This is a genomic window from Ruoffia sp. FAM 26255 (genome assembly GCF_045528525.1).
GTDB lineage: Bacteria > Bacillota > Bacilli > Lactobacillales > Aerococcaceae > Ruoffia > Ruoffia tabacinasalis.
On sequence record NZ_JBGQQX010000042.1, the window covers coordinates 1 to 20162 of the forward strand.

A 20162-nucleotide genomic window follows, 5' to 3' on the forward strand; every position below is an offset into this window, starting at 1 on the left:
GTCAGTGCGTTCGACTTGCATGTATTAGGCACGCCGCCAGCGTTCGTCCTGAGCCAGGATCAAACTCTCATAATTGATTGTTTGAGCTTTTGCTCATTACTATTCTAGCTTTGTTGACCTTTTTTAACTGGTGGTCGTCCAGCGAAATTGTTTGGTTGTCTGTTCCGTAGAACAGATCCCCTTACACATTTGGTGTGTTTATCTTTGTTCAGTTTTCAATGAGCTTTCGTTGCGGTTGTGATGCAACTTTATTAGTATAGCACGTTTATGAAGTCAAAGTCAATAACTTTTTAAAAGTATTTATTTGATTTCTCGTGCTCGTTGTCTGCTAAGACAACTTTTAAATAATACCATGTGCGCCATAACAATGTCAATAACTAATTAAAGTTTTTTGAATTTCTTATGCGTTTTTGGTTTTCTTTGTAACCGCTACAAACATTACTGTAACGACTTATATAATGTTAACACTGCATTTACAATCTGTCAATAGTTTTGTAAATTATTTGTAAATTTAATGTAAACATTCTTTGCTGTTAGATATTAGTTACTTTGTCTCGTAACAGCAAGAACTAATATAGCATGAAATTCAGCTATAGGTCAACCTTTTTTTAGCATTTATCTATTATTTTCTACTTTACGTAAATTTAATAATGGAATTGGCTTTTTTTCTTGTATATATCATTAGGAGGTTTTTATATGATGTATATTTTTCAGTTTGTTATCGGTAGTTGTCTTGGATCCTTTGCTTATTGCTTTGCTTTTGATTGGGTACACCAGCAAATCTGTTTAACTCGTCGCTCTACTTGTGATCATTGCTCTACTACACTTAAAGCTTTTGATTTGATTCCAATCGTTTCTCAAGTCTTAAGTCGATTTAGGTGTCGCTACTGCCAGAAGCCAACGAGTTCCTTCTATATAATAGTCGAAGTCATGAGTGGCCTTTTGTTCGTATGGACTAGCTTTGTGTTTAAGGAGTATCACATCTACTTTATCATGGCCTTTGCTTTAGTAAGTTTATTAATGATCTACTGTGATATACATGCCATGATGGTTCCTGATATGCTTCAGTTAATACTTTTATGTCTTGTTTTGTATATTGTATATGTAAGTGAGCTTGATTTTGGCAATCAATTATTGCTTGCGCTAGCAACTTTTAGTTCTTTCTTCGTCTTTAACACACTAAGGCCTGCTTCTATTGGAGGGGCAGATATTAAAGTCTTTACGATTCTTTCATTATGTATCCCTGTTTCTCTATTCCCTATGTTTTTGTTCATTACTTCCGCTACCGCCCTATTTTATTTCTTATTTGGTTACTTATTTAGATTTAAGTCCACAGGCGCTTTACCATTTTTCCCATTTATATTTTTTGGTCTGTATTGCATCCTCTCGATCTAGAATATGAATACAAAAACGCCCGCTCACTAATTTAACTCAGTGAGCGGGCGTTTGCATATGAAGATATTTAATTATTTAAATGAAGACTTAGCGTCTTTCTCTTCTTTTTCCGCTTCAGCTTTTTCAGCTTCGGCTTTTTCTTTCGCAATTCTTTCTTCTTCTAAAATTCGTTCGATATCTTCAGAAGTTGATGTTTCAAGTGAACGGTAACGGTTCATACCAGTGCCGGCAGGAATTAGTTTACCGATAATAACGTTCTCTTTCAATCCAATCAATTCGTCACGATCTCCACGAATAGCAGCGTCAGTTAAGACACGTGTCGTTTCTTGGAATGATGCAGCTGAGATAAATGAATTTGTCTCTAGAGCTGCTTTTGTAATTCCTAGTAAAACTGGACGTGCAGTTGCAGGAACTTCTCCTGCTTTGATTGCCGCTTCGTTGGCTTTAGAGAAGTCAGCGATATCTAATAATGCACCTGGCAAGATATCTGTAGAAGCTGGGTCCATAACACGTACTTTACGAAGCATTTGGCGAACCATTACTTCCACGTGTTTATCTCCGATTTCTACCCCTTGTCCACGGTAAACATTTTGTACTTCATGTAATAGATAGTTTTCAACAGTGATAACATCAGTTACACGTAGTAATTCTTTCGGATCAATTGAACCTTCTGTTAAGGCTTGACCACGTTCTACAGTTTCTCCAACAGTAACTTTAAGTCTTGATTGGAATGGCACGTTATATGTACGTGTATCTGTAATACCACGAACAGTAATATCTTTAGTACGATCTGAAGCTTTCTCTTCGATTGCTTCAATCTCTCCAGCCACTTCTGTGATTTGAGCTAACCCTTTAGGGTTACGTGCTTCAAAGATCTCTTGGATACGAGGAAGACCTTGAGTGATATCTCCACCACCGGCAACCCCACCCGTATGGAATGTACGCATTGTTAATTGTGTACCAGGCTCACCAATTGATTGGGCAGCGATTGTACCAACTGCTTCACCAACTTCAACTTCGTCTCCAGTCGCTAAGTTACGTCCATAACAGTGTTTACATACACCATGAATCGTATCACAAGTGAATACTGAGCGAATCGTTACTTCTTCGATACCAGCAGCAATAATTTGTTGCGCGATATCTTCTGTAATTAATTCGTTATTAGAGATAATAACTTCATTTGTTTCTGGGTGACGTAAAGTTTTTTGTAAGTAACGACCGATTAGACGTTCTTCTAGTGATTCAATGACACTATTTCCATCTTTAATCGCTCTAATTACTAAACCTTTGTCTGTTCCACAGTCATCTTCACGAACGATAACATCTTGTGCCACATCAACTAAACGACGTGTTAAGTAACCTGAATCGGCTGTCTTCAAGGCAGTATCGGTCATACCTTTACGAGCCCCATGGGTAGAGATAAACATTTCTTGTACGTTTAATCCCTCACGGAAGTTCGATGTGATCGGTAACTCGATAATCTTACCACTTGGAGCCGCCATGTTACCACGCATACCAGCTAACTGAGTGAAGTTAGAGATATTACCACGGGCACCAGAGTCAGACATCATGTTAATTGGGTTAAGACGTGGAAGTTTTTCAACCAGTTCGTTTTGAATTTGGTCTTTCGCACGTTCCCAAGTACGGATAACATTATTATAACGCTCATCTTCAGTGATTAAACCACGGCGATATTGCTTAGTGATTTTCTCAACGCGGTCATGAGCATCTGTAATGATTCCTTCTTTAGTATCTAAGTTAATAACGTCCGCAACCCCAACAGTAATACCTGATCGAGTTGAGTATTTATAACCTAAGTCTTTCATCTTATCAAGCATGATAGATGTTTCAGTAACTTGATAACGTTTGAACACTTCTGCGATCACGTTACCTAAATGTTTTTTCTTGAATGGAGGAACTAAGTCCATTTCTTTAATCGCTTCTTTGACATCTACTCCATGCTCGATGAAGTATTTATCAGGTGTGCGTTCAATTAAGTTTTCAGTTGTTGGCTCGTTTAAGTATGGGAACTCTTCTGGCATGATTTGGTTAATAATCACTTTACCAACAGTCGTTACCATTAAACGTTCTTTTTGCCAATCTGTAAATGGTTTTCCTTCTAATGAAGCTGCAGGAATGGCAATACGTGAATGTAAGTGTACATATCCGTTTTGGTAAGCTAATTCAACTTCACTTACAGAAGAGAACACCGTACCTTCTCCGATACGTCCTTCTTCTTCTAATGTTAAGTAGTAGTTACCTAAAACCATATCTTGTGATGGTGTAACAACTGGTTTACCATCTTTAGGGTTCAGGATATGTTGTGCAGCTAACATTAATAGTCTTGCTTCTGCTTGAGCTTCTTCAGATAACGGAACGTGAACAGCCATTTGGTCACCATCGAAGTCGGCGTTATAAGCTTCACACACTAATGGGTGAAGACGAATCGCTTTACCTTCAACGATTACTGGTTCGAAAGCTTGAATACCTAAACGGTGAAGCGTAGGTGCTCTGTTTAATAGAACCGGGTGTTCTTTAATTACATCTTCAATGACTGGCCAAATTGCGTCATCTTGAGTTTCAATCATTTTTTTCGCGTTTTTAATATTTCCTGCGATATCACGTTCAACTAATTCTTTCATTACAAATGGTTTGAATAATTCAATAGCCATTTCTTTTGGTAATCCACATTGGTACATTTTTAATGATGGTCCAACGACGATTACTGAACGTCCAGAATAGTCCACACGTTTACCAAGTAAGTTTTGACGGAAACGCCCTTGCTTACCTTTTAACATATGTGATAGTGATTTCAATGGGCGGTTACCCGGACCAGTTACAGCACGACCACGACGACCGTTATCAACTAATGAGTCAACGGCTTCTTGTAGCATACGTTTCTCATTTTGAACGATGATGTTTGGTGCTCCAAGATCTAATAAACGTTTTAGACGGTTGTTACGGTTAATAACACGACGGTATAAATCGTTTAAGTCACTTGTTGCAAAACGTCCACCTTCAAGTTGTACCATTGGACGTAATTCTGGTGGAATTACTGGTAGTGCGTCCATAATCATCCAAGTTGGATCGTTACCTGATTCTAAGAATGAGTCTAGAATATCAAGACGACGAATCGCACGCGTACGTTTTTGTCCAGTCGCTGTTTTTAGCGTCTCTTTTAATTCTGCTACTTCTGCTTCGATATCAACAGCTGCTAATAAGTCACCGATTGCTTCGGCTCCCATTTTAGCTTTAAATCGATTACCGAATTCACGGCGTTTTTCACGGTATTCTGTCTCAGTTAATAGTGATTTAACTTCTAAAGGTGTATCACCTGATTCAATCACGATATAAGAAGCAAAGTAAATAACTTCTTCTAATAAACGTGGACTTAAATCAAGGATAAGCCCCATGCGACTTGGAATTCCTTTGAAATACCATACGTGAGTTACTGGAGCGGCTAATTCAATATGCCCCATGCGTTCACGACGTACTTTAGAACGTGTAACTTCTACACCACAACGTTCACAAACACGACCTTTATAGCGAATACGTTTGTACTTACCACACGCACATTCCCAGTCTTTTGACGGACCAAAAATACGCTCACAGAATAAGCCATCTTTTTCTGGTTTTAATGTACGGTAATTAATTGTTTCTGGCTTTTTAACTTCACCGTATGACCAACTACGGATTTTCTCTGGGGATGCTAAACCAATCTGCATTGATTCAAAAGTATTAACATCTATCAAAGGGCCAACCTCCTTATAAAATTGCCGATAGTCGACAGAGCCACTCGTTTAAAGAGTGGTCCTCTTATCAATCTATCCTGTTATACTAACTTTTAATTATTTATCAGTGTTTTTCTCTACAGCTTCGCTTGCAGCAACTGGTTTATTAACTGCTTGTTGTTGACTTGCTTGCTTTTGATCTTCTTTGTATTTTTCTAAGGCGTTAAAGTTAATGATATCGTCATCTTCTTCATCGTCTTGTAAGTCGATCTCTTTGTGTTCTGAATCAAGTACTTGTAAGTCTAATCCTAGTGATTGTAATTCTTTGACTAATACTCGGAATGATTCAGGCACTCCTGGTTTTGGAATTGGCTCACCTTTTACAATGGCTTCATAAGTCTTCACACGTCCTACAACGTCATCTGACTTGTAAGTTAGAATCTCTTGTAATGTGTAAGCTGCACCATAAGCTTCAAGGGCCCAAACCTCCATCTCACCAAAACGTTGTCCACCAAATTGTGCTTTACCACCTAATGGTTGTTGCGTTACTAATGAGTAAGGTCCAGTTGAACGAGCATGGATCTTGTCGTCAACCATGTGTCCTAATTTAAGCATGTACATAACACCAACCGATACTTTACGGTCAAATGGTTCCCCTGTTCGACCATCATATAAAGTAGTCTTAGCATCGTTTGCTAAACCAGCTTCTTTGATTGTCTCCCAAACGTCTTCTTCACTTGCACCATCGAATACTGGTGTAGAGATATTAATACCCATCTCACGAGCAGCCATTCCAAGGTGAAGTTCGAATACTTGTCCGATGTTCATACGTGAAGGTACCCCTAATGGGTTCAGCATAATGTCCACTGGTGTTCCATCAGGTAAGAATGGCATATCTTCTTCAGGCACGATTAAAGAGACAACCCCTTTATTACCGTGACGTCCGGCCATTTTATCTCCTTCACTAATTTTACGTTTTTGTACAATGTAAACACGTACTAACATGTTTACTCCTGGTGATAATTCGTCTCCGTTTTCACGCGTAAAGATCTTCACGTCATGAACGATTCCGCCTCCACCATGTGGTACACGTAGTGATGTATCGCGGACTTCACGTGCTTTCTCACCGAAGATTGCATGTAATAGGCGTTCTTCTGCAGATAATTCTGTTACACCTTTAGGTGTTACTTTACCTACTAAAATGTCCCCATCACGGACTTCAGCACCGATAGCAATGATTCCGTCTTTGTCTAGATATTTAAGTGCGTCTTCCCCAACGTTCGGGATTTCGCGTGTAATTTCTTCAGGTCCTAACTTAGTATCACGAGCTTCTGATTCATATTCTTTAATATGAATTGAAGTATATACGTCATCTTTAACAAGTCGTTCTGACATGATGATCGCATCCTCGTAGTTATATCCATCCCAAGTCATGAAGGCTACTAATGGGTTTTGACCTAAGGCCATTTCTCCATTTTCCATTGAAGGTCCATCCGCTAAGATATCTCCTTTAGCAACAGTTTCACCTGATTCAATAATTGGTCGTTGATTATAACATGTACCAGCATTCGAACGAGCAAATTTAGTTAAACGGTAATCATCGAATGATCCATCTTCCAATTTAACGCGAATACGGTCTGCATCTACATAAGTAACTGTACCAGGACGTTTACATAATAATGCTGCTCCTGAGTCATGTGCTGCTTGATATTCCATACCAGTACCAATATATGGTGCTTTAGGATTAATCAATGGAACAGCTTGACGTTGCATGTTCGCTCCCATTAGGGCACGGTTCGAGTCATCGTTTTCCAAGAAAGGAATTGATGCCGTCGCAACTGATACAACCTGTTTAGGCGATACATCCATGAAATCGACTTGTTCTCTTGGAACTTCGATATTCTCAGACTTGTAACGAGCCATAACAGTTTCGTTTGTAAATGTTCCATCTTCATTCAGTAATGAGTTTGCTTGCGCAACGATATATAAATCTTCCTCATCTGCTGATAAATAATGGATTTCTTCAGTTGCACGGTTTGTTTCACGGTCAACTTTACGGAATGGCGTTTCAATGAAGCCAAACTCGTTGATTTTCGCATAAGTTGCGAGTGAGTTAATTAACCCAATGTTTGGTCCCTCCGGTGTCTCAATTGGACACATACGACCGTAGTGAGAGTAATGCACGTCACGTACCTCGTATCCAGCACGGTCACGGGTTAATCCCCCAGGTCCTAAGGCTGATAGACGACGTTTATGTGTTAACTCACCCAGTGGGTTTGATTGGTCCATGAATTGAGATAGTTGAGATGAACCAAAGAATTCTTTGATTGCAGCAACTACAGGACGAATGTTAATTAATTGTTGTGGTGTCATTGACGATGTATCTTGTAGTGACATACGTTCACGAACAACACGTTCCATACGGGATAATCCGATACGGAATTGGTTTTGTAATAATTCCCCTACTGAACGAATACGACGGTTACCTAAGTGGTCAATGTCGTCTGTTCCACCAATACCATAGTCTAGGAATAAGTAATAGTTAATTGAAGCAATGATATCTGCTGGTGTTAAGCTCTTAACTTCTTCAGTCAGATGACCATTACCAATAATATTAATAATTTGTTCTGGATCTTCTGGTGAATAAACACGAACAACTTGTACATCGATTGGTTCTGCAACAACTGCTTCTGGAGCAGGGTGTAACGTCACCATGTTTAAGCCTTTATCTAAATAAGGAACTAATTTTTCAATGTCATCTTGCTCTAGTTTAGTACCTTCAGTGAACAATACTTCTCCAGTTTCAGGATCCGCTAAAGTTTCAGCTAATGTTAAGCCTAATAAACGGTATCTTAAGTGAAGTTTTTTGTTGATCTTGTAGCGTCCAACAGGCGCTAAGTCATAACGGCGTGGGTCAAAGAAACGAGCTGTTAATAAGTTTCTTGCACTTTCCGCAGTTTTTGGCTCACCTGGACGTAGACGTTCGTACACATCTTTAAGTGCTTCTTCCACACGAGTGTCAGCAACGTTTTTATGTACGTCTTTGTCGATGGTTGTGTTTAATAATTCTGATTCAGTTAAGATATCATAGATTTCTTCATCTGATCCGAATCCTAAAGCACGAACTAATTCTGTTAATGGTAATTTACGTGTACGGTCAATACGTACATACGCAACACCTTTAGCATCCGTTTCAAATTCTAACCATGCACCACGGTTTGGAATGACTGTTGATGTAAATGTGTGACGGTTTTTCTTATCTAGGCGATCATGGAAATATACACTCGGCGAACGTACTAATTGAGAAACGATAACACGTTCCGCTCCATTAATAATGAATGTTCCCATTTCTGTCATCATTGGGAAGTCCCCAAAGAAAACAACTTGTTCTTTTACTTCATTTGTCTCACGATTCACTAAACGTAATTTTACGTAAATTGGCTGAGAAAAGTTTGCATCATGACTTCTTGCTTCGTCGACGTTATATTTCGCTTCTCTAAATTCATAGTCTACAAAATGTAACTCTAAGTTTTCTGTGTGGTCAACGATTGGTGAGATATCCTCAAACATAATTTTTAACCCATCCTCAAGGAACCACTGATATGAATCAGTTTGGATTTCGATTAAGTTTGGTGATTCTAGTACTTCGTTAATACGTGAATAACTACGACGCTCTGCTTTTTTACCATATTTCACAATATGATGATTACTCAAGCTCTTCACCCCTTATAAATTTTAGAACTAAGTTAGATATTACAGAATTGTTACAAGTATTAACATTGCGTTACACTTGCTTTTTTTACTCAATTTTGGGCAAAAAAATAACAAAGGATTGTGGACTCTTGGAAAAAGCGACTCAATCTTTTGTTTTATTCTGGCGAAAACACCGACTGGACAATATTTCAGCGGTGATCTCTTCATCTATACCTATTCTTTGCGTTTATCTATATTACTAGAACTTTAGTCCTATGTCAATACTTTTTGTCTTATTTATCATTAACACGCTTACTTACAACTCGTTTCGAATTTTTTGGTGGAAACAATACAAAGAAGAGTAAGTTAAACTCACTCTTCTTAGCTTATTTAATGTTCGCATGTCTACTATTTTTTAGCTAGTCTTTGTTTTAACCGCTCCACCCATGTATCTGCCTTCACTACTCGTGTAGTATCATCTACGTTAAAATGTTTCTTGTTGTCTTTCTTATTGTTATCTCGACTTTCTTTCACTATTGCCTGTTGCGTTTGTATAACCGCTCGTCGATGTGCATCATGGACACTATTGAAACTCATAACAGCAAACCTCCTATTATGTTGTCTTTGCATCTTTGTCAGGTTGATTGGCACTGTAACGGAACTACTACCTTACCCTTAATATAATTATATCATGATTAAAATGACACTCCAATATTAGGCTGTATCGTCATATTTTATATTTTTTACATGATTTTCTCACTCGTTAATATCCAGTAACCTTTATCTTGCTTTACTTTCTCAGCATTACCAAAAATATCTTCCATATGTTTATATAAAGATGGTGCTCCTTGTTTCTTCTGGATGACGACCCATAAGGAGCCTCCTGGTTTCAATTGCTTGTAGCTATGGGTAATAAACTGATGAACCGTCTGTTTTCCTGCTCTAATCGGTGGGTTGGTTAGAACATAATCGAAAACCTCTCCGTTCAGATCGACTGATGTCGCATCATCTAGTAACCATTGAATCGTCCCAACTTGATTCAATGAGCTATTTCTCTGGGCAAGGTGATAGGCTCGCTCGTTTAATTCCACAGCGGTAATCGAGGCTTGAGGAAATGCTTTAGCTAAGGTTATAACGATTGGTCCATAACCACTACCTAATTCTAAAATTTTTTGACCTTCAAGGACTTGTTTCTCTTCCATAAACGTCTCTACTAAACGCTGTGATCCATAGTCTACGCGGTCTTTTGAGAACACACCGCTATCGGTAATCAATTTAAGATTGAACCCATTTACTACAGTATCTAGTTGCTTTTCTTGATGTTGACTTTGGGGATTATTAGAAAAATATTGTTCATTCATATGCTTCACCTCTTTATATACTTAGCAATATCATATCACTTTATTTTGATTCATGTTAAACTATAGCTAGAAAATAATCTAAAAATTATTGGAGGATATTAAATGGTTAAGTTATTTGTCTCGGATATGGATGGGACGCTTCTCAATGAAGAACACGTGGTTTCTGAAAGAAATGCGAAAGCAATTAAGGCGCTACAACAAGCAGGCATCGAATTTGTGATCGCTACTGGGCGTGCCTACAATTCAGCAAGACCAATGTTAGATGCTCATAAAATCAACTGTAAAATGATTAACTTAAATGGGGCCGCCGTCTACAACTTAGATGGTGACATCGAAACAAAAATCCCGTTAGAAATTGATACTGTTAAAGAAATGCTGAACTACCTAGAAGAAACTAAAACGGCTTATTCAGTCATGACGGATAAATACTTCTATGTAGGAGATAAAGAAGCTTTCGTTAATCGTGTGAAGGGAATGCTTCGCAAATTAGAAATCGAGAAATATACCAATATCGAAACAGACGATGCTTATTCCAGTGATGCGCAGTTCATTCATGAACTTGCTTACATTAAAGATATGAGTGAGTTTAGTTATACAGATGATACCACTGCTCTAAAATTTATGATTTTCGGCGAACCCTCTGATAGCAAGTTGCCTAACTTCCTTAAAACTTTTGAAGGCTATGAAGATTTAGACATTACGTCTTCGGGACCAGATAACTTAGAAGTCACACATTCAAAAGCTCAAAAAGGGTTTGCAGTTGCTGAGTATGCAGCTTCTCGCGGTATTGCTATGGAAGACGTTGCGACTATCGGGGACTCATTAAATGATCGCTCGATGTTACAAATGGCAGGACATAGTTATGCCATGGATAATGCGTCACCAGAAGTGAAAGAAATGGCTAAGTTTATAGCTCCTTCACACCGGGAAGACGGCGTTGCTGTTGTCATCGAAGAAATTTTAAACCAATTATAAAACTTTGACAAGCAGTATAACACCCGTTATATTGCTTGTTTTTTATTAAAGGAGAGAATTAACATGCCTGACTCAAAAGACACTATCTATTATCAAGAAGGTCCACGTTGTGTTTTATTATTACACGGCTTTGTCGGAAGCATTCAAGAAATTGGACGAACGGCTAGAGCCCTTCGCAAGGCTGGTTACAGTGTCTATGCTTTTAACCTAGCAGGACATGGGACAAAACCTGTGGGCGATTTATTCGAGGTCCATCCTAATGAATGGATTCAGCAAGTTGATGAAGCGATTCAGTTCTTAGAAGATGAGGGTTATGAGCAAATTGCAATTATGGGGCTGTCTCTAGGAGGAATATTAGCTTTGAATGCCGCTCAAAAGTACCCAAATCACTTCACCGCAATTGGCGCCTTCAACAGTCCATGTATTAATGGCCTAGACCCAACACCTATTCGAAGATACATCACAAGCTCCATCCGCCGAATTCTTTCACATAGAAAATGGTCCGATGAAGATATTCAACAGGAAGTTGAAAGCTTGACCCCATTAATGAATCAGCAAATCGAGCAAATTGATGAGTTAATTATTGGTGTTCGTGATAACTTACCGAAAGTTACGACACCTACTTACATTGCTAAATCAATTCAAGATGAGCTGATTGATCCTAAGACGCAAGATGATATTGCGAGTAAATTAACTCACGCAACGGTTCACCTTGATAGTTTCCAAGATGGTCGCCATGTCATAACGACTAGCCCTGCTTTTCGTGACTTTCAAGCAGCCTTAATTGACTACCTTGATCAACTTGCTTGGTCATAAAAAAGCCTGAAGAACTCACATCTAGTATGAGTTCTTCAGGTTTTTATCATTTATAAAGTTTGAATGACATATTAGTCTTCTTTTACGAAGTCATTCACTAATGCAGAGAATTCAAGTGATTTCTCAATTTGTACCCAGTGACCACATTTTCCGAAGATATGTAAATCAGAGTTTTCAAGTAGATTGATTAATCGATATGAGTTTTCTACTGGAACAACTTTATCTTCACGTCCATGAACTAATAAAGTTTTATGTTTGATTTTCTTAATTTCTTCGTCTGGGAACGATAAGTTATCCGCAGAGCTTTGGCGTGGATGTGGGAACATTGAACTGAATGCTTCATGGAAGCCAGGCTCTTGACTTGCTTCATGACGAACAGTAATTAATTCTTCAGTCGCAAATTTTTTGTCATAAGCGAATAAATCAATTAACTCAGCCATATGTTCTCTTGTTCCTTTGTAACCCCAAACTTCGTTCAGTCCGTATGGCATATCCATTTCAACACCCATGGCACCCATTGTGATAATTTTGTTAACACGGTCTGGTGCTTTAAGTGCAACTGAAATAGCTAGAGATCCACCGAATGAGTTCCCAACTAAGTTAGCTTTCTCAATATCTAAGGCATCTAGGAAATCTAAGATTTGTTGTGTCCATAACTCAATACCGAAATCTACCTCATCACCTGTTGGCTTATCAGAATAACCGAAACCTACCATATCTAATGCGTATGCATGGTTATCTACGCCAACTTCTGGCAATACTAAACGCCAGTTAGCATAAGCTGATACACCTGGACCTGATCCGTGGATAAATACTAATGGAACGCCACCGTTATTCTCTCCAACTTCAAGATAGTTCGTTGTAAATTCACCTGTTTTAACGCTTTTTCCAATTTCTGGTCTACTCATTAAAATTTCCTCCTTATATATTCGCTTGCATCACATCTACATGTTCCATTATAAGAGATAGGGCTTTCACTTTCAGCTTATCGTCTCACATAACGAAACTGTTTTAATTTATAATAAAAGGTGGATGTAACATCCACCTCTATTTTTTTACTGTCTTACTCTTCTATATCAAAATTGAATGTATTGTACAGATTGTCTTCTCGCTCTGCAGAAAGATGCGAAATGAATCCTTCTTTATCAAGCGATGTTTTAATTGGGTTATAGTAGCAGTTCAACGCATCTGTTTCATCTTTAATACGTGGTGTACCGTAACGGAAGTATGTTTCTGGTAATTCTCCACCATACCAAATGATTGCTTTAGCAGCATCTTCTGGAGCCCATTCAACTGTTTCCCAATCTGGATCAAAGATTAAGTATCCAGAATCTCCGAATAGCTCAATACGGTTTCCACCTGGTTCAATAATGTACATACATAGTGCTTGAGATACCCCGTGTTTTAATGGTCCAGCTTCAATTGGAATACCATGTTCGATACATAATTCTGATAAGTCATTTAAATGTTGAGGAATTCCGTACCAGTAAGCCAAGTGGTGGAAACGTCCACTACCTCCGAGCTCATCTCCCATTAATGCAACCTCATGCACTAGTGGTGATACTGATAACCATGTCGCAAAGAATTCGCCATCTTCATTTAATACACCTTCACGAATGTTGAATCCTAATAAATCACGGTAGAATTCTGCGTTCTTCTGAACGTTTGCTGGATTCGTTAATAAGTTAACATGATCAATACGACGAACTGGCACCCCACGAGCTGGTTTACGTTGCGCACGGTTATTTAAACTTGAAGCAATTCTCTCTGGTGCTTTGAATTTCTCAACTTCCCAGAATAATTCAAGTACGTGCCCATCTAAATCTTTAAAGCGATATGATGTTCCGTATCCATAGTTATCTGTACGTTCTTCTACTTCAACGCCAGCTTCTTTTAGTGCTGCTACACGACGGTCTAAGGCAGGTTTTGAACTTGTACGGAATGCTGAGAATCCCATTCCAGCTTCTTTAGCTTTAGTTAAAATTAATGAGTATAAGTAAACATCTTCATATGCACGTAAGTAGATCGAGTCACCTTGCTCATGAACGATTGTCATTCCTAATACTTTAGTAAAGAATTCTAGCGAGTCTCTAAGTACTGGTGTAAATAATTCTGTAAAGGCTAATTGATGCGTATCGAAAATTGGTTCCGTCATTTGGTTTGTCATAATAAATTTCTCCTTTTTATTTTTAATATTATTTTACGTCCACTTTTATTGTTGGTAATGTTGTGTAGTTAATCTCTATAACATCACCGGGTTCTATCAAGACTGCTGAGGTCATTCCACCAGTCATGATTGGTTCACCTTTTTTCACTATCTGACCTTGCTCACCAAGCATGTTAGCCAATTCTACGATGGATTCTGCTGGGTGGTTTAGAACATTTTTTCCTGAGCCTGTTGCGATAACGCTTCCATTTTTTACTATTTCAACTTTTTCTTTTGCTAAATCTAATTGATCACTTTGAATCTTCTGCTTTGAGAAGATATAACCTTTTGCCGATGAATTGTCTGCAATCACATCACTCAACTTGAAATCGAAGTCTTTATAGCGGCTGTCAATAATTTCAACTGCACTGAAGACATAAGCAATATTATTTAATACATCTTCACGCGTCACGCCGGGTCCTTTTATATCTTCAGCTAATACAATGCCTATTTCAGGTTCAATCTTTGGATGAATATAATTTGAATGTACTATGACATCCTCTACTTTCATCGAATCAAATATATAGCCATAGATTGGTGTATCGACATTCATTTGCTCCCATTTCGCTTTTGAGGTCAATCCCATTTTCGGGGCGATCACTTTATGACCGTCGATCCGTTTAATTTGAATAAGAGCCTCTTGAATGTGATAAGCTTGTTCAACTGTTAAATCTGGATAGCGTTCCTTTGTAAAACGTTCGATGGCAACTTTGTTCTCTTCGGCGTTCACTAATTCAGATGCAATATCGTGAATCAACTCATTATCCATATACCTCCCCTACTTCTGCTCCTTAGCGAGCTGGCTAGCAACATCAACAATCATATCTTCTTGTCCACCTACCACTCCTATCTTTCCTAATTCATTTAGAATATCTCTTGAATCTACACCGAATTTTTCGGCTGCTCGTTGAGCGAATAGTCTGAAACTTGAGTACACACCTGCGTATCCAAGCATTAAGCTATCGCTGTCGATGATCTGTTCAGTCTCGATTAATGGGGCTACTAAGTCTTGAGCGACATCCATCATTTTGTATAAGTCGACCCCGGTGTTATAACCTAATTTATCTAGTACGGCGACTAAGACCTCTGTCTGTGTATTTCCAGCTCCAGCTCCCATTGCACGCGCACTTCCATCAATAAATGTAGCACCTGCTTCAATTGCTGCTAAAGTATTAGCAACAGCGAGTCCAAGATTATTATGGGCATGGAAACCAACTTTTACATCCAGATTGTTAACGAGTAATTCAATTCGTTCTGTCACTTGATGAGGGAGTAAAGCTCCAGCTGAGTCTGTTACATAGACGACATCGGCACCATAGCTTTCCATAAGTTTTGCTTGTTCAAGTAATTTTTCGGCAGAGGCCATATGAGCCATCATAAGAAAACCGACAACTTCCATGTTCAATTCGTTTTTAGCGTAGCGAATATGTTGAGCTGAAACGTCTGCTTCTGTCGAGTGAGTTGCGACCCGAACCATGTCTGCTCCCGCTTCTTTTGCTTCTTTTAAATCTTCAACGGTTCCAATCCCCGGTAGTAGCAGAACTGCAATCTTTGAAAAGTCCGAAACTTCTTTGGCTGCTTTAATTAAGTTAATGTCTCGTTCTTTTGAAAAACCGTATTGTACTGAAGATCCACCAACACCGTCACCGTGTGAGACTTCAATGTATGGTACTTTTGCTTCATTCAATCCTTTAACGATTGATACGACTTGCTCTGTTGTATATTGATGTCGTACAACGTGAGATCCGTCACGTAGCGCAACTTCAACTAATGTTAAATCTTTACTCATCCTAGGCACCTCCAGTAGCTTCTTGATTCATTTTCTTAGCGAATGCCTCAGCAAGTCCAACCGCTGAAGCGGTCATAATATCTAAATTTCCTGAGTAGACTGGCAAGTAATCGCCTGCGCCTTCTACTTCTACGAAAAGTGTAATTTGATTGTCGTCAAAAATTGGGTCAGTACGTAAACGATACCCTGGCACAATGGCTTGGATTTCTTTCTCACGTCCCCTAGTGGCTTTTACAATTTTCTCTTCGTCTAATTGGTCTTCTTCAACAATTGCATAAATTGTATCGCGCATTAAGATGGGTGGTTCCGCCGGGTTTAGGATAATAATGGCTTTCCCTTTATCTGCGCCCCCTACTTCCTCTAATGCTTTCGATGTTGTCTCAGTAAACTCGTCAATATTTGCACGTGTTCCTGGCCCTGCTGAAGCACTCGAAATCGTTGCGACAATTTCTGCGTATTTTACTGAAGCGACATCATTAATCGCCGCTACAAGTGGTGTCGTTGCTTGCCCCCCACAAGTAATTAAGTTGACATTTGTTTTGTCTAAATGGTCATTAATATTTACCGTTGGAGATGTAAATGGTCCAATGGCTGCAGGTGTTAAGTCAAACATTTGTATACCTAATTCTTGGGCTACTTGGTTGTTATACTCATGAGCTTTTGCTGAGGTAGCATCGAATAACATCTTTGGTTTGTTCTCGACATCTTTTAACCCATCAATCCCTGTCGAAATTGTAGTTAATCCGTTTTCGGCTGCCATCTTCATTCCACGAGATTCAGCATCGATTCCTATCATATAGGTTGGATTAAGCAGATCATTTCGAAGAAGTTTCATCATCAAGTCAGATCCGATATTTCCAGAACCGATAATTCCTACGTCAATTTTCTTAGTCATATTCTTACTCCTTTTCTTCGAAGCGGATACTTACATCGCCTAAACCTTCAGTGAATTTACATGTAAATTGGTCTGACATTTCTGCACCAATGGCTGCGGATAAAGCTCCGGCTAGAATAACTTCGCCTGCTTTTAATTGAATATCAAAAGCGCTAAGCTTGTTAGCAAGCCATGCTACACAATAAGCTGAGTCTCCAAGAACTGCGGCTCCGTCTCCCTCATTTATGAGTTCATCATTTTTGAATAATTGCATCTTCACACCAATTCGGTCTAAATCTTCTGGTTTGAAGTGCTTGTCTCCTAATATATAGAAGGCTGATGATCCGTTGTCAGCAACTGTATCTTGCAGAGTGATCTTCCAGTCTTGTACCCGACTGTCGACAATTTCAATGGCTGCGACAATCGACTCAGTTGCATTTAAGACATCTTCAACACTGACATTCGGGCCAGTTAAATCTTCTTTTAATATGAAAGCTAACTCACCTTCAACGCGGGGTTGAAGAACTTGGTCTGAATAAATGACTGGTGTATCTTTTTCGATAACCATGTCTGATAGTAAATGTCCGTAGTCTGGTTCGTCGACTCCTAATGATTCTTGCATCGCTTTAGATGTCAGACCGATTTTCTTACCTATAATCGTTTTGCCTGCTTCTAATTGACGATCTACATTATAGAGTTGTACATAATATGCTTCATCTGTCGTTAAATTAGGTTCTAGTTTCGTCACTGGTTCAACGCCTTGATGATTTTCAAAGGCTGACCAGAGATGATTCGCTAGTGACTTAACTTTATCTGGATAGTTAGTCATCGATTTTTCACTCCTTGTCGTTTATCTGTAACCGCTTACTTCTCCTATAGTATATATCTAGATAACGCTTACTTCACATATGTGTTTCGTTATATGGAACAATTAAAAGTTGTTTTTTGTGATGAAAGCGTTATAATTGATATATACGCCTTTATAGGCAAATTTTATATTCTTGTTAATGATAACGCTATCATGAAAATGTTCCGATATATGAAACAAGGAAAGGAGTTCCCTTATTGACTAAGAATAAAAGTGATCAACTATCTTCTGTCACCAATGCTTTACGTATCTTAGAGCAGTTTTCTAATACACGAACAGTGGTATATGTGAGTCAGTTGGCTAAAGAGTTAGATTTATCAAAAAGTACCGTAAGTCGATTAGTTCGAACCTTAGAAAAAGAAAACTTTCTCGCCCGTGATCCCCAAAGTCAAGGTTACATGTTAGGTAATAAATTATTAACAATTGCTGGAATACTCGCAAACACCAATGAAATTTACCGCGAAGTCGGTCCGGTCTTAAGTGATATCGTCCAAAGAACAAATGAAAGTGCCCAGATTGCTGCAATCGATGGAACAGATGTCTTCTATATACATAAGATGAACGGCCCTTATTATTCAGATATCAATACACAAATAGGCATGAAGAATCCGGTACATGCAACCAGTACTGGTAAAGTGCTTCTCGCTTATTCAGATGAAGAAACAATTGAGAAGGCGATTAAGCTTCCACACTCTGCTTTTACAGAGCATACAATTACAAATCCAATTCAATTGAAGAAAGAATTATCAAAAGTTCGTAGCCAAGGGTATAGTTTTAGTGTGGGTGAATTAACTGAAGGTAATTATTCACTGGCTTTCCCCGTTTGGAATTATGAGAATGAAGTTGTCTGCGCCCTTTCTATTGTTGGTCCTTTAACTCGTATGAATAAAGATAAATTAAAAGACTATATGCGGATCTTACGTCAAGGTGCCCAAGAAGCTTCAGAAAGATTAGGCTATGATGGTTAAATAATAAAAAGTGACACAGTAATTGAGTAAGGTTCAATTACTGTGTCGCTTTTCGTATCTTATATAGTAGGAATTATCTTCTTGTACAAAAAAACCAGAGGTAAAAACCTCTGGTTTAGAGTGTATAAAGTTAAATAATCAAAGATTATTTTACTTCTACAGCTCCCCCAACTTCTTCGATTGCAGCTTTTAATGCTTCTGCATCTTCTTTAGATAATCCTTCTTTGATTACTTTTGGAGCGTTATCTACTAATTCTTTAGCTTCTTTAAGTCCTAAACCAGTTGCTTCACGAACTGCTTTGATAACTTTGATTTTAGCTGATCCAGCTGAAGTTAATTCAACGTCGAATTCAGTTTGTTCTTCAGCAGCAGCTTCACCAGCGCCACCAGCAGCAGCTACAGCTACAGGAGCAGCAGCAGATACACCGAATTCTTCTTCGATTGCTTCTACTAATTCGTTTAATTCTACAACAGTTGCTGATTTGATATCTTCAATAATTTGTTCAATGTTTAATGCCATGATTTGTTTCCTCCGTTTTATATGTGTTTTTTTATTTATTAATTATGCTACATTAAGCAGCGTCTTTTGCTTCACCAACAGCTTTAAGCGCATAAGCCATCTTGCGAGCAGGATTCATTTGTGATAATACTGAAGCTGTATTGCGCATTGGAGCTTCCAGTACAGATAGTAACATAGATAATAGACCTTCGCGACTTGGTAATTTAGATAATGTTTCGATTTCAGCTACTGTAGCTACAGCACCTTCAATTAATCCACCTTTGATTTCTAATTTTTCTAAATCTTTTGCGGCATCAACGATAATTTTAGCTGGAGCAACAACATCTTCAGAATGGAAAGCAATCGCAGTAGGACCAGCGAAAACTTCATCTAAACCTTCAATACCTGCGTCTGCAGCTGCTCTACGTAAGATTGTGTTTTTCACAACTTTCATTTTCACGCCTGCATCACGTAAGTTTTTACGTAATTCTGTTACTTCAGTAACGTTAAGACCTAGGTAATCGATAATTACAACACCTGCAGAACCTTTAAGTTCTTCAGTGATTTCTGCAACTTCGTTTTGTTTTTGTTCAAGAGTCACTTTTCTTTTTCCCAATTAGTTCACCTCCGTCATTTTGGTATAGAGAGTATTTATTGATTATTTTATCCAATAAAAAAACCCCCATGTCACCTTAGACATAGAGATACATTCCTGTTGTTTATCACTTAGGAACTTCCTCGGTAAGAAATTAAGGCATCTGCCACTTACTGTCTTCGGTCGTTTAACACATAGAGTATCTTAATGGATACCGACTGTGTTGTCAACACTTTTTATTAATGTTTTTAACTTTTTTTATTGAACCTCTGTTGTCAAATCAAATGCAACACTATTGTTATTCAAAAGACATACCCCATTAGACTTTTAGGTATAGGGTTTCCCCCATGGGGGAAATGTCGCTTTTCGATTCTTTTATAACTCAAGTCTTT

General features: G+C 38.4%; 16 protein-coding genes, 1 rRNA gene and 1 other annotated feature. Of the genes, 4 read left to right on the plus strand and 13 right to left on the minus strand.

Going from position 1 to position 20162, the window contains the following annotated elements; genetic code table 11:
• A 16S ribosomal RNA gene (locus ACEN31_RS08495) occupies positions 1-75 on the minus strand; the annotation flags it as partial.
• Between the two features lie 621 nt (positions 76-696).
• Between ACEN31_RS08495 and ACEN31_RS08500 the strand changes: the two genes are divergently transcribed.
• Positions 697-1395 carry a prepilin peptidase gene (locus tag ACEN31_RS08500; RefSeq protein WP_338486757.1) on the plus strand — a complete coding sequence of 233 codons (699 nt, stop codon included), beginning with the start codon at positions 697-699 and terminating at the stop codon, positions 1393-1395.
• Between the two features lie 71 nt (positions 1396-1466).
• On the opposite strand, the gene rpoC is transcribed toward ACEN31_RS08500, so the two are convergent.
• The 4 genes from rpoC to ACEN31_RS08520 form a co-directional block, all read right to left on the minus strand.
• A complete protein-coding gene (rpoC, locus tag ACEN31_RS08505) occupies positions 1467-5147 on the minus strand; it encodes a DNA-directed RNA polymerase subunit beta' (protein ID WP_407109175.1) in 3681 nt (1226 codons plus the stop codon).
• Positions 5148-5243: 96 nt separating this feature from the next.
• Complete coding sequence (gene rpoB / locus ACEN31_RS08510) at positions 5244-8849, minus strand: DNA-directed RNA polymerase subunit beta (protein WP_407109176.1); 3606 nt, start codon at positions 8847-8849, stop codon at positions 5244-5246.
• Between the two features lie 378 nt (positions 8850-9227).
• Positions 9228-9416: a hypothetical protein gene (locus tag ACEN31_RS08515; RefSeq protein WP_197104046.1), complete on the minus strand. Its 189-nt coding sequence runs from the start codon at positions 9414-9416 to the stop codon at positions 9228-9230.
• 146 nt (positions 9417-9562) lie between these two features.
• Positions 9563-10180 carry a class I SAM-dependent methyltransferase gene (locus tag ACEN31_RS08520; RefSeq protein ID WP_407109177.1) on the minus strand — a complete coding sequence of 206 codons (618 nt, stop codon included), beginning with the start codon at positions 10178-10180 and terminating at the stop codon, positions 9563-9565.
• Between the two features lie 102 nt (positions 10181-10282).
• Here ACEN31_RS08520 and ACEN31_RS08525 point away from each other — a divergent pair, with 102 nt between their 5' ends.
• Complete coding sequence (locus tag ACEN31_RS08525; RefSeq protein WP_138404213.1) at positions 10283-11155, plus strand: Cof-type HAD-IIB family hydrolase; 873 nt, start codon at positions 10283-10285, stop codon at positions 11153-11155.
• Positions 11156-11218: 63 nt separating this feature from the next.
• Positions 11219-11971, plus strand: a complete 753-nt coding sequence (locus tag ACEN31_RS08530; RefSeq protein WP_407109178.1) for an alpha/beta hydrolase — start codon at positions 11219-11221, stop codon at positions 11969-11971.
• Between the two features lie 71 nt (positions 11972-12042).
• Here the strand turns inward: ACEN31_RS08530 and ACEN31_RS08535 are convergent, their stop codons facing one another.
• The 6 genes from ACEN31_RS08535 to ACEN31_RS08560 form a co-directional block, all read right to left on the minus strand.
• Entirely contained in the window at positions 12043-12879 is an 837-nt protein-coding gene (locus ACEN31_RS08535; protein ID WP_407109179.1) for an alpha/beta fold hydrolase, read from the minus strand.
• Positions 12880-13034: 155 nt separating this feature from the next.
• A complete protein-coding gene (locus tag ACEN31_RS08540) occupies positions 13035-14138 on the minus strand; it encodes a VOC family protein (RefSeq protein ID WP_407109180.1) in 1104 nt (367 codons plus the stop codon).
• Positions 14139-14166: 28 nt separating this feature from the next.
• Positions 14167-14946, minus strand: coding sequence for a 2-keto-4-pentenoate hydratase (locus ACEN31_RS08545; protein ID WP_407109181.1), 780 nt, complete (start codon positions 14944-14946; stop codon positions 14167-14169).
• Positions 14947-14955: 9 nt separating this feature from the next.
• Positions 14956-15966 carry a 4-hydroxy-2-oxovalerate aldolase gene (dmpG, locus tag ACEN31_RS08550; RefSeq protein WP_407109182.1) on the minus strand — a complete coding sequence of 337 codons (1011 nt, stop codon included), beginning with the start codon at positions 15964-15966 and terminating at the stop codon, positions 14956-14958.
• Position 15967: 1 nt separating this feature from the next.
• The gene (locus ACEN31_RS08555; protein ID WP_407109183.1) at positions 15968-16861 is read right to left on the minus strand and encodes an acetaldehyde dehydrogenase (acetylating); all 894 of its coding nucleotides are present in this window, start codon (positions 16859-16861) and stop codon (positions 15968-15970) included.
• Positions 16862-16865: 4 nt separating this feature from the next.
• Complete coding sequence (locus ACEN31_RS08560; protein ID WP_138404219.1) at positions 16866-17669, minus strand: 2-keto-4-pentenoate hydratase; 804 nt, start codon at positions 17667-17669, stop codon at positions 16866-16868.
• A gap of 236 nt (positions 17670-17905) precedes the next feature.
• Here ACEN31_RS08560 and ACEN31_RS08565 point away from each other — a divergent pair, with 236 nt between their 5' ends.
• Positions 17906-18676, plus strand: coding sequence for an IclR family transcriptional regulator (locus ACEN31_RS08565; RefSeq protein ID WP_407109184.1), 771 nt, complete (start codon positions 17906-17908; stop codon positions 18674-18676).
• Positions 18677-18821: 145 nt separating this feature from the next.
• Here the strand turns inward: ACEN31_RS08565 and rplL are convergent, their stop codons facing one another.
• Together rplL and rplJ are read right to left on the minus strand one after the other, a co-directional pair.
• Positions 18822-19196, minus strand: a complete 375-nt coding sequence (gene rplL, locus ACEN31_RS08570; protein ID WP_138404221.1) for a 50S ribosomal protein L7/L12 — start codon at positions 19194-19196, stop codon at positions 18822-18824.
• 52 nt (positions 19197-19248) lie between these two features.
• Positions 19249-19791 (minus strand): 50S ribosomal protein L10, encoded by a 543-nt coding sequence (gene rplJ, locus ACEN31_RS08575; protein WP_407090968.1) that lies wholly within the window; start codon positions 19789-19791, stop codon positions 19249-19251.
• A gap of 48 nt (positions 19792-19839) precedes the next feature.
• Positions 19840-19971: a sequence feature (ribosomal protein L10 leader region), on the minus strand.
• Between the last annotated feature and the right edge of the window lie 191 nt (positions 19972-20162).

Bases quoted from the DNA above. Each gene is read 5' to 3' on its own strand.
- ACEN31_RS08500 (WP_338486757.1), top strand. From the start codon at position 697: ATGATGTATATTTTTCAGTTTGTTATCGGTAGTTGTCTTGGATCCTTT.
- ACEN31_RS08515 (WP_197104046.1), bottom strand. From the start codon at position 9,416: ATGAGTTTCAATAGTGTCCATGATGCACATCGACGAGCGGTTATACAA.
- ACEN31_RS08520 (WP_407109177.1), bottom strand. From the start codon at position 10,180: ATGAATGAACAATATTTTTCTAATAATCCCCAAAGTCAACATCAAGAA.
- ACEN31_RS08525 (WP_138404213.1), top strand. From the start codon at position 10,283: ATGGTTAAGTTATTTGTCTCGGATATGGATGGGACGCTTCTCAATGAA.
- ACEN31_RS08530 (WP_407109178.1), top strand. From the start codon at position 11,219: ATGCCTGACTCAAAAGACACTATCTATTATCAAGAAGGTCCACGTTGT.
- ACEN31_RS08535 (WP_407109179.1), bottom strand. From the start codon at position 12,879: ATGAGTAGACCAGAAATTGGAAAAAGCGTTAAAACAGGTGAATTTACA.
- ACEN31_RS08540 (WP_407109180.1), bottom strand. From the start codon at position 14,138: ATGACAAACCAAATGACGGAACCAATTTTCGATACGCATCAATTAGCC.
- ACEN31_RS08545 (WP_407109181.1), bottom strand. From the start codon at position 14,946: ATGGATAATGAGTTGATTCACGATATTGCATCTGAATTAGTGAACGCC.
- dmpG (WP_407109182.1), bottom strand. From the start codon at position 15,966: ATGAGTAAAGATTTAACATTAGTTGAAGTTGCGCTACGTGACGGATCT.
- ACEN31_RS08555 (WP_407109183.1), bottom strand. From the start codon at position 16,861: ATGACTAAGAAAATTGACGTAGGAATTATCGGTTCTGGAAATATCGGA.
- ACEN31_RS08560 (WP_138404219.1), bottom strand. From the start codon at position 17,669: ATGACTAACTATCCAGATAAAGTTAAGTCACTAGCGAATCATCTCTGG.
- rplL (WP_138404221.1), bottom strand. From the start codon at position 19,196: ATGGCATTAAACATTGAACAAATTATTGAAGATATCAAATCAGCAACT.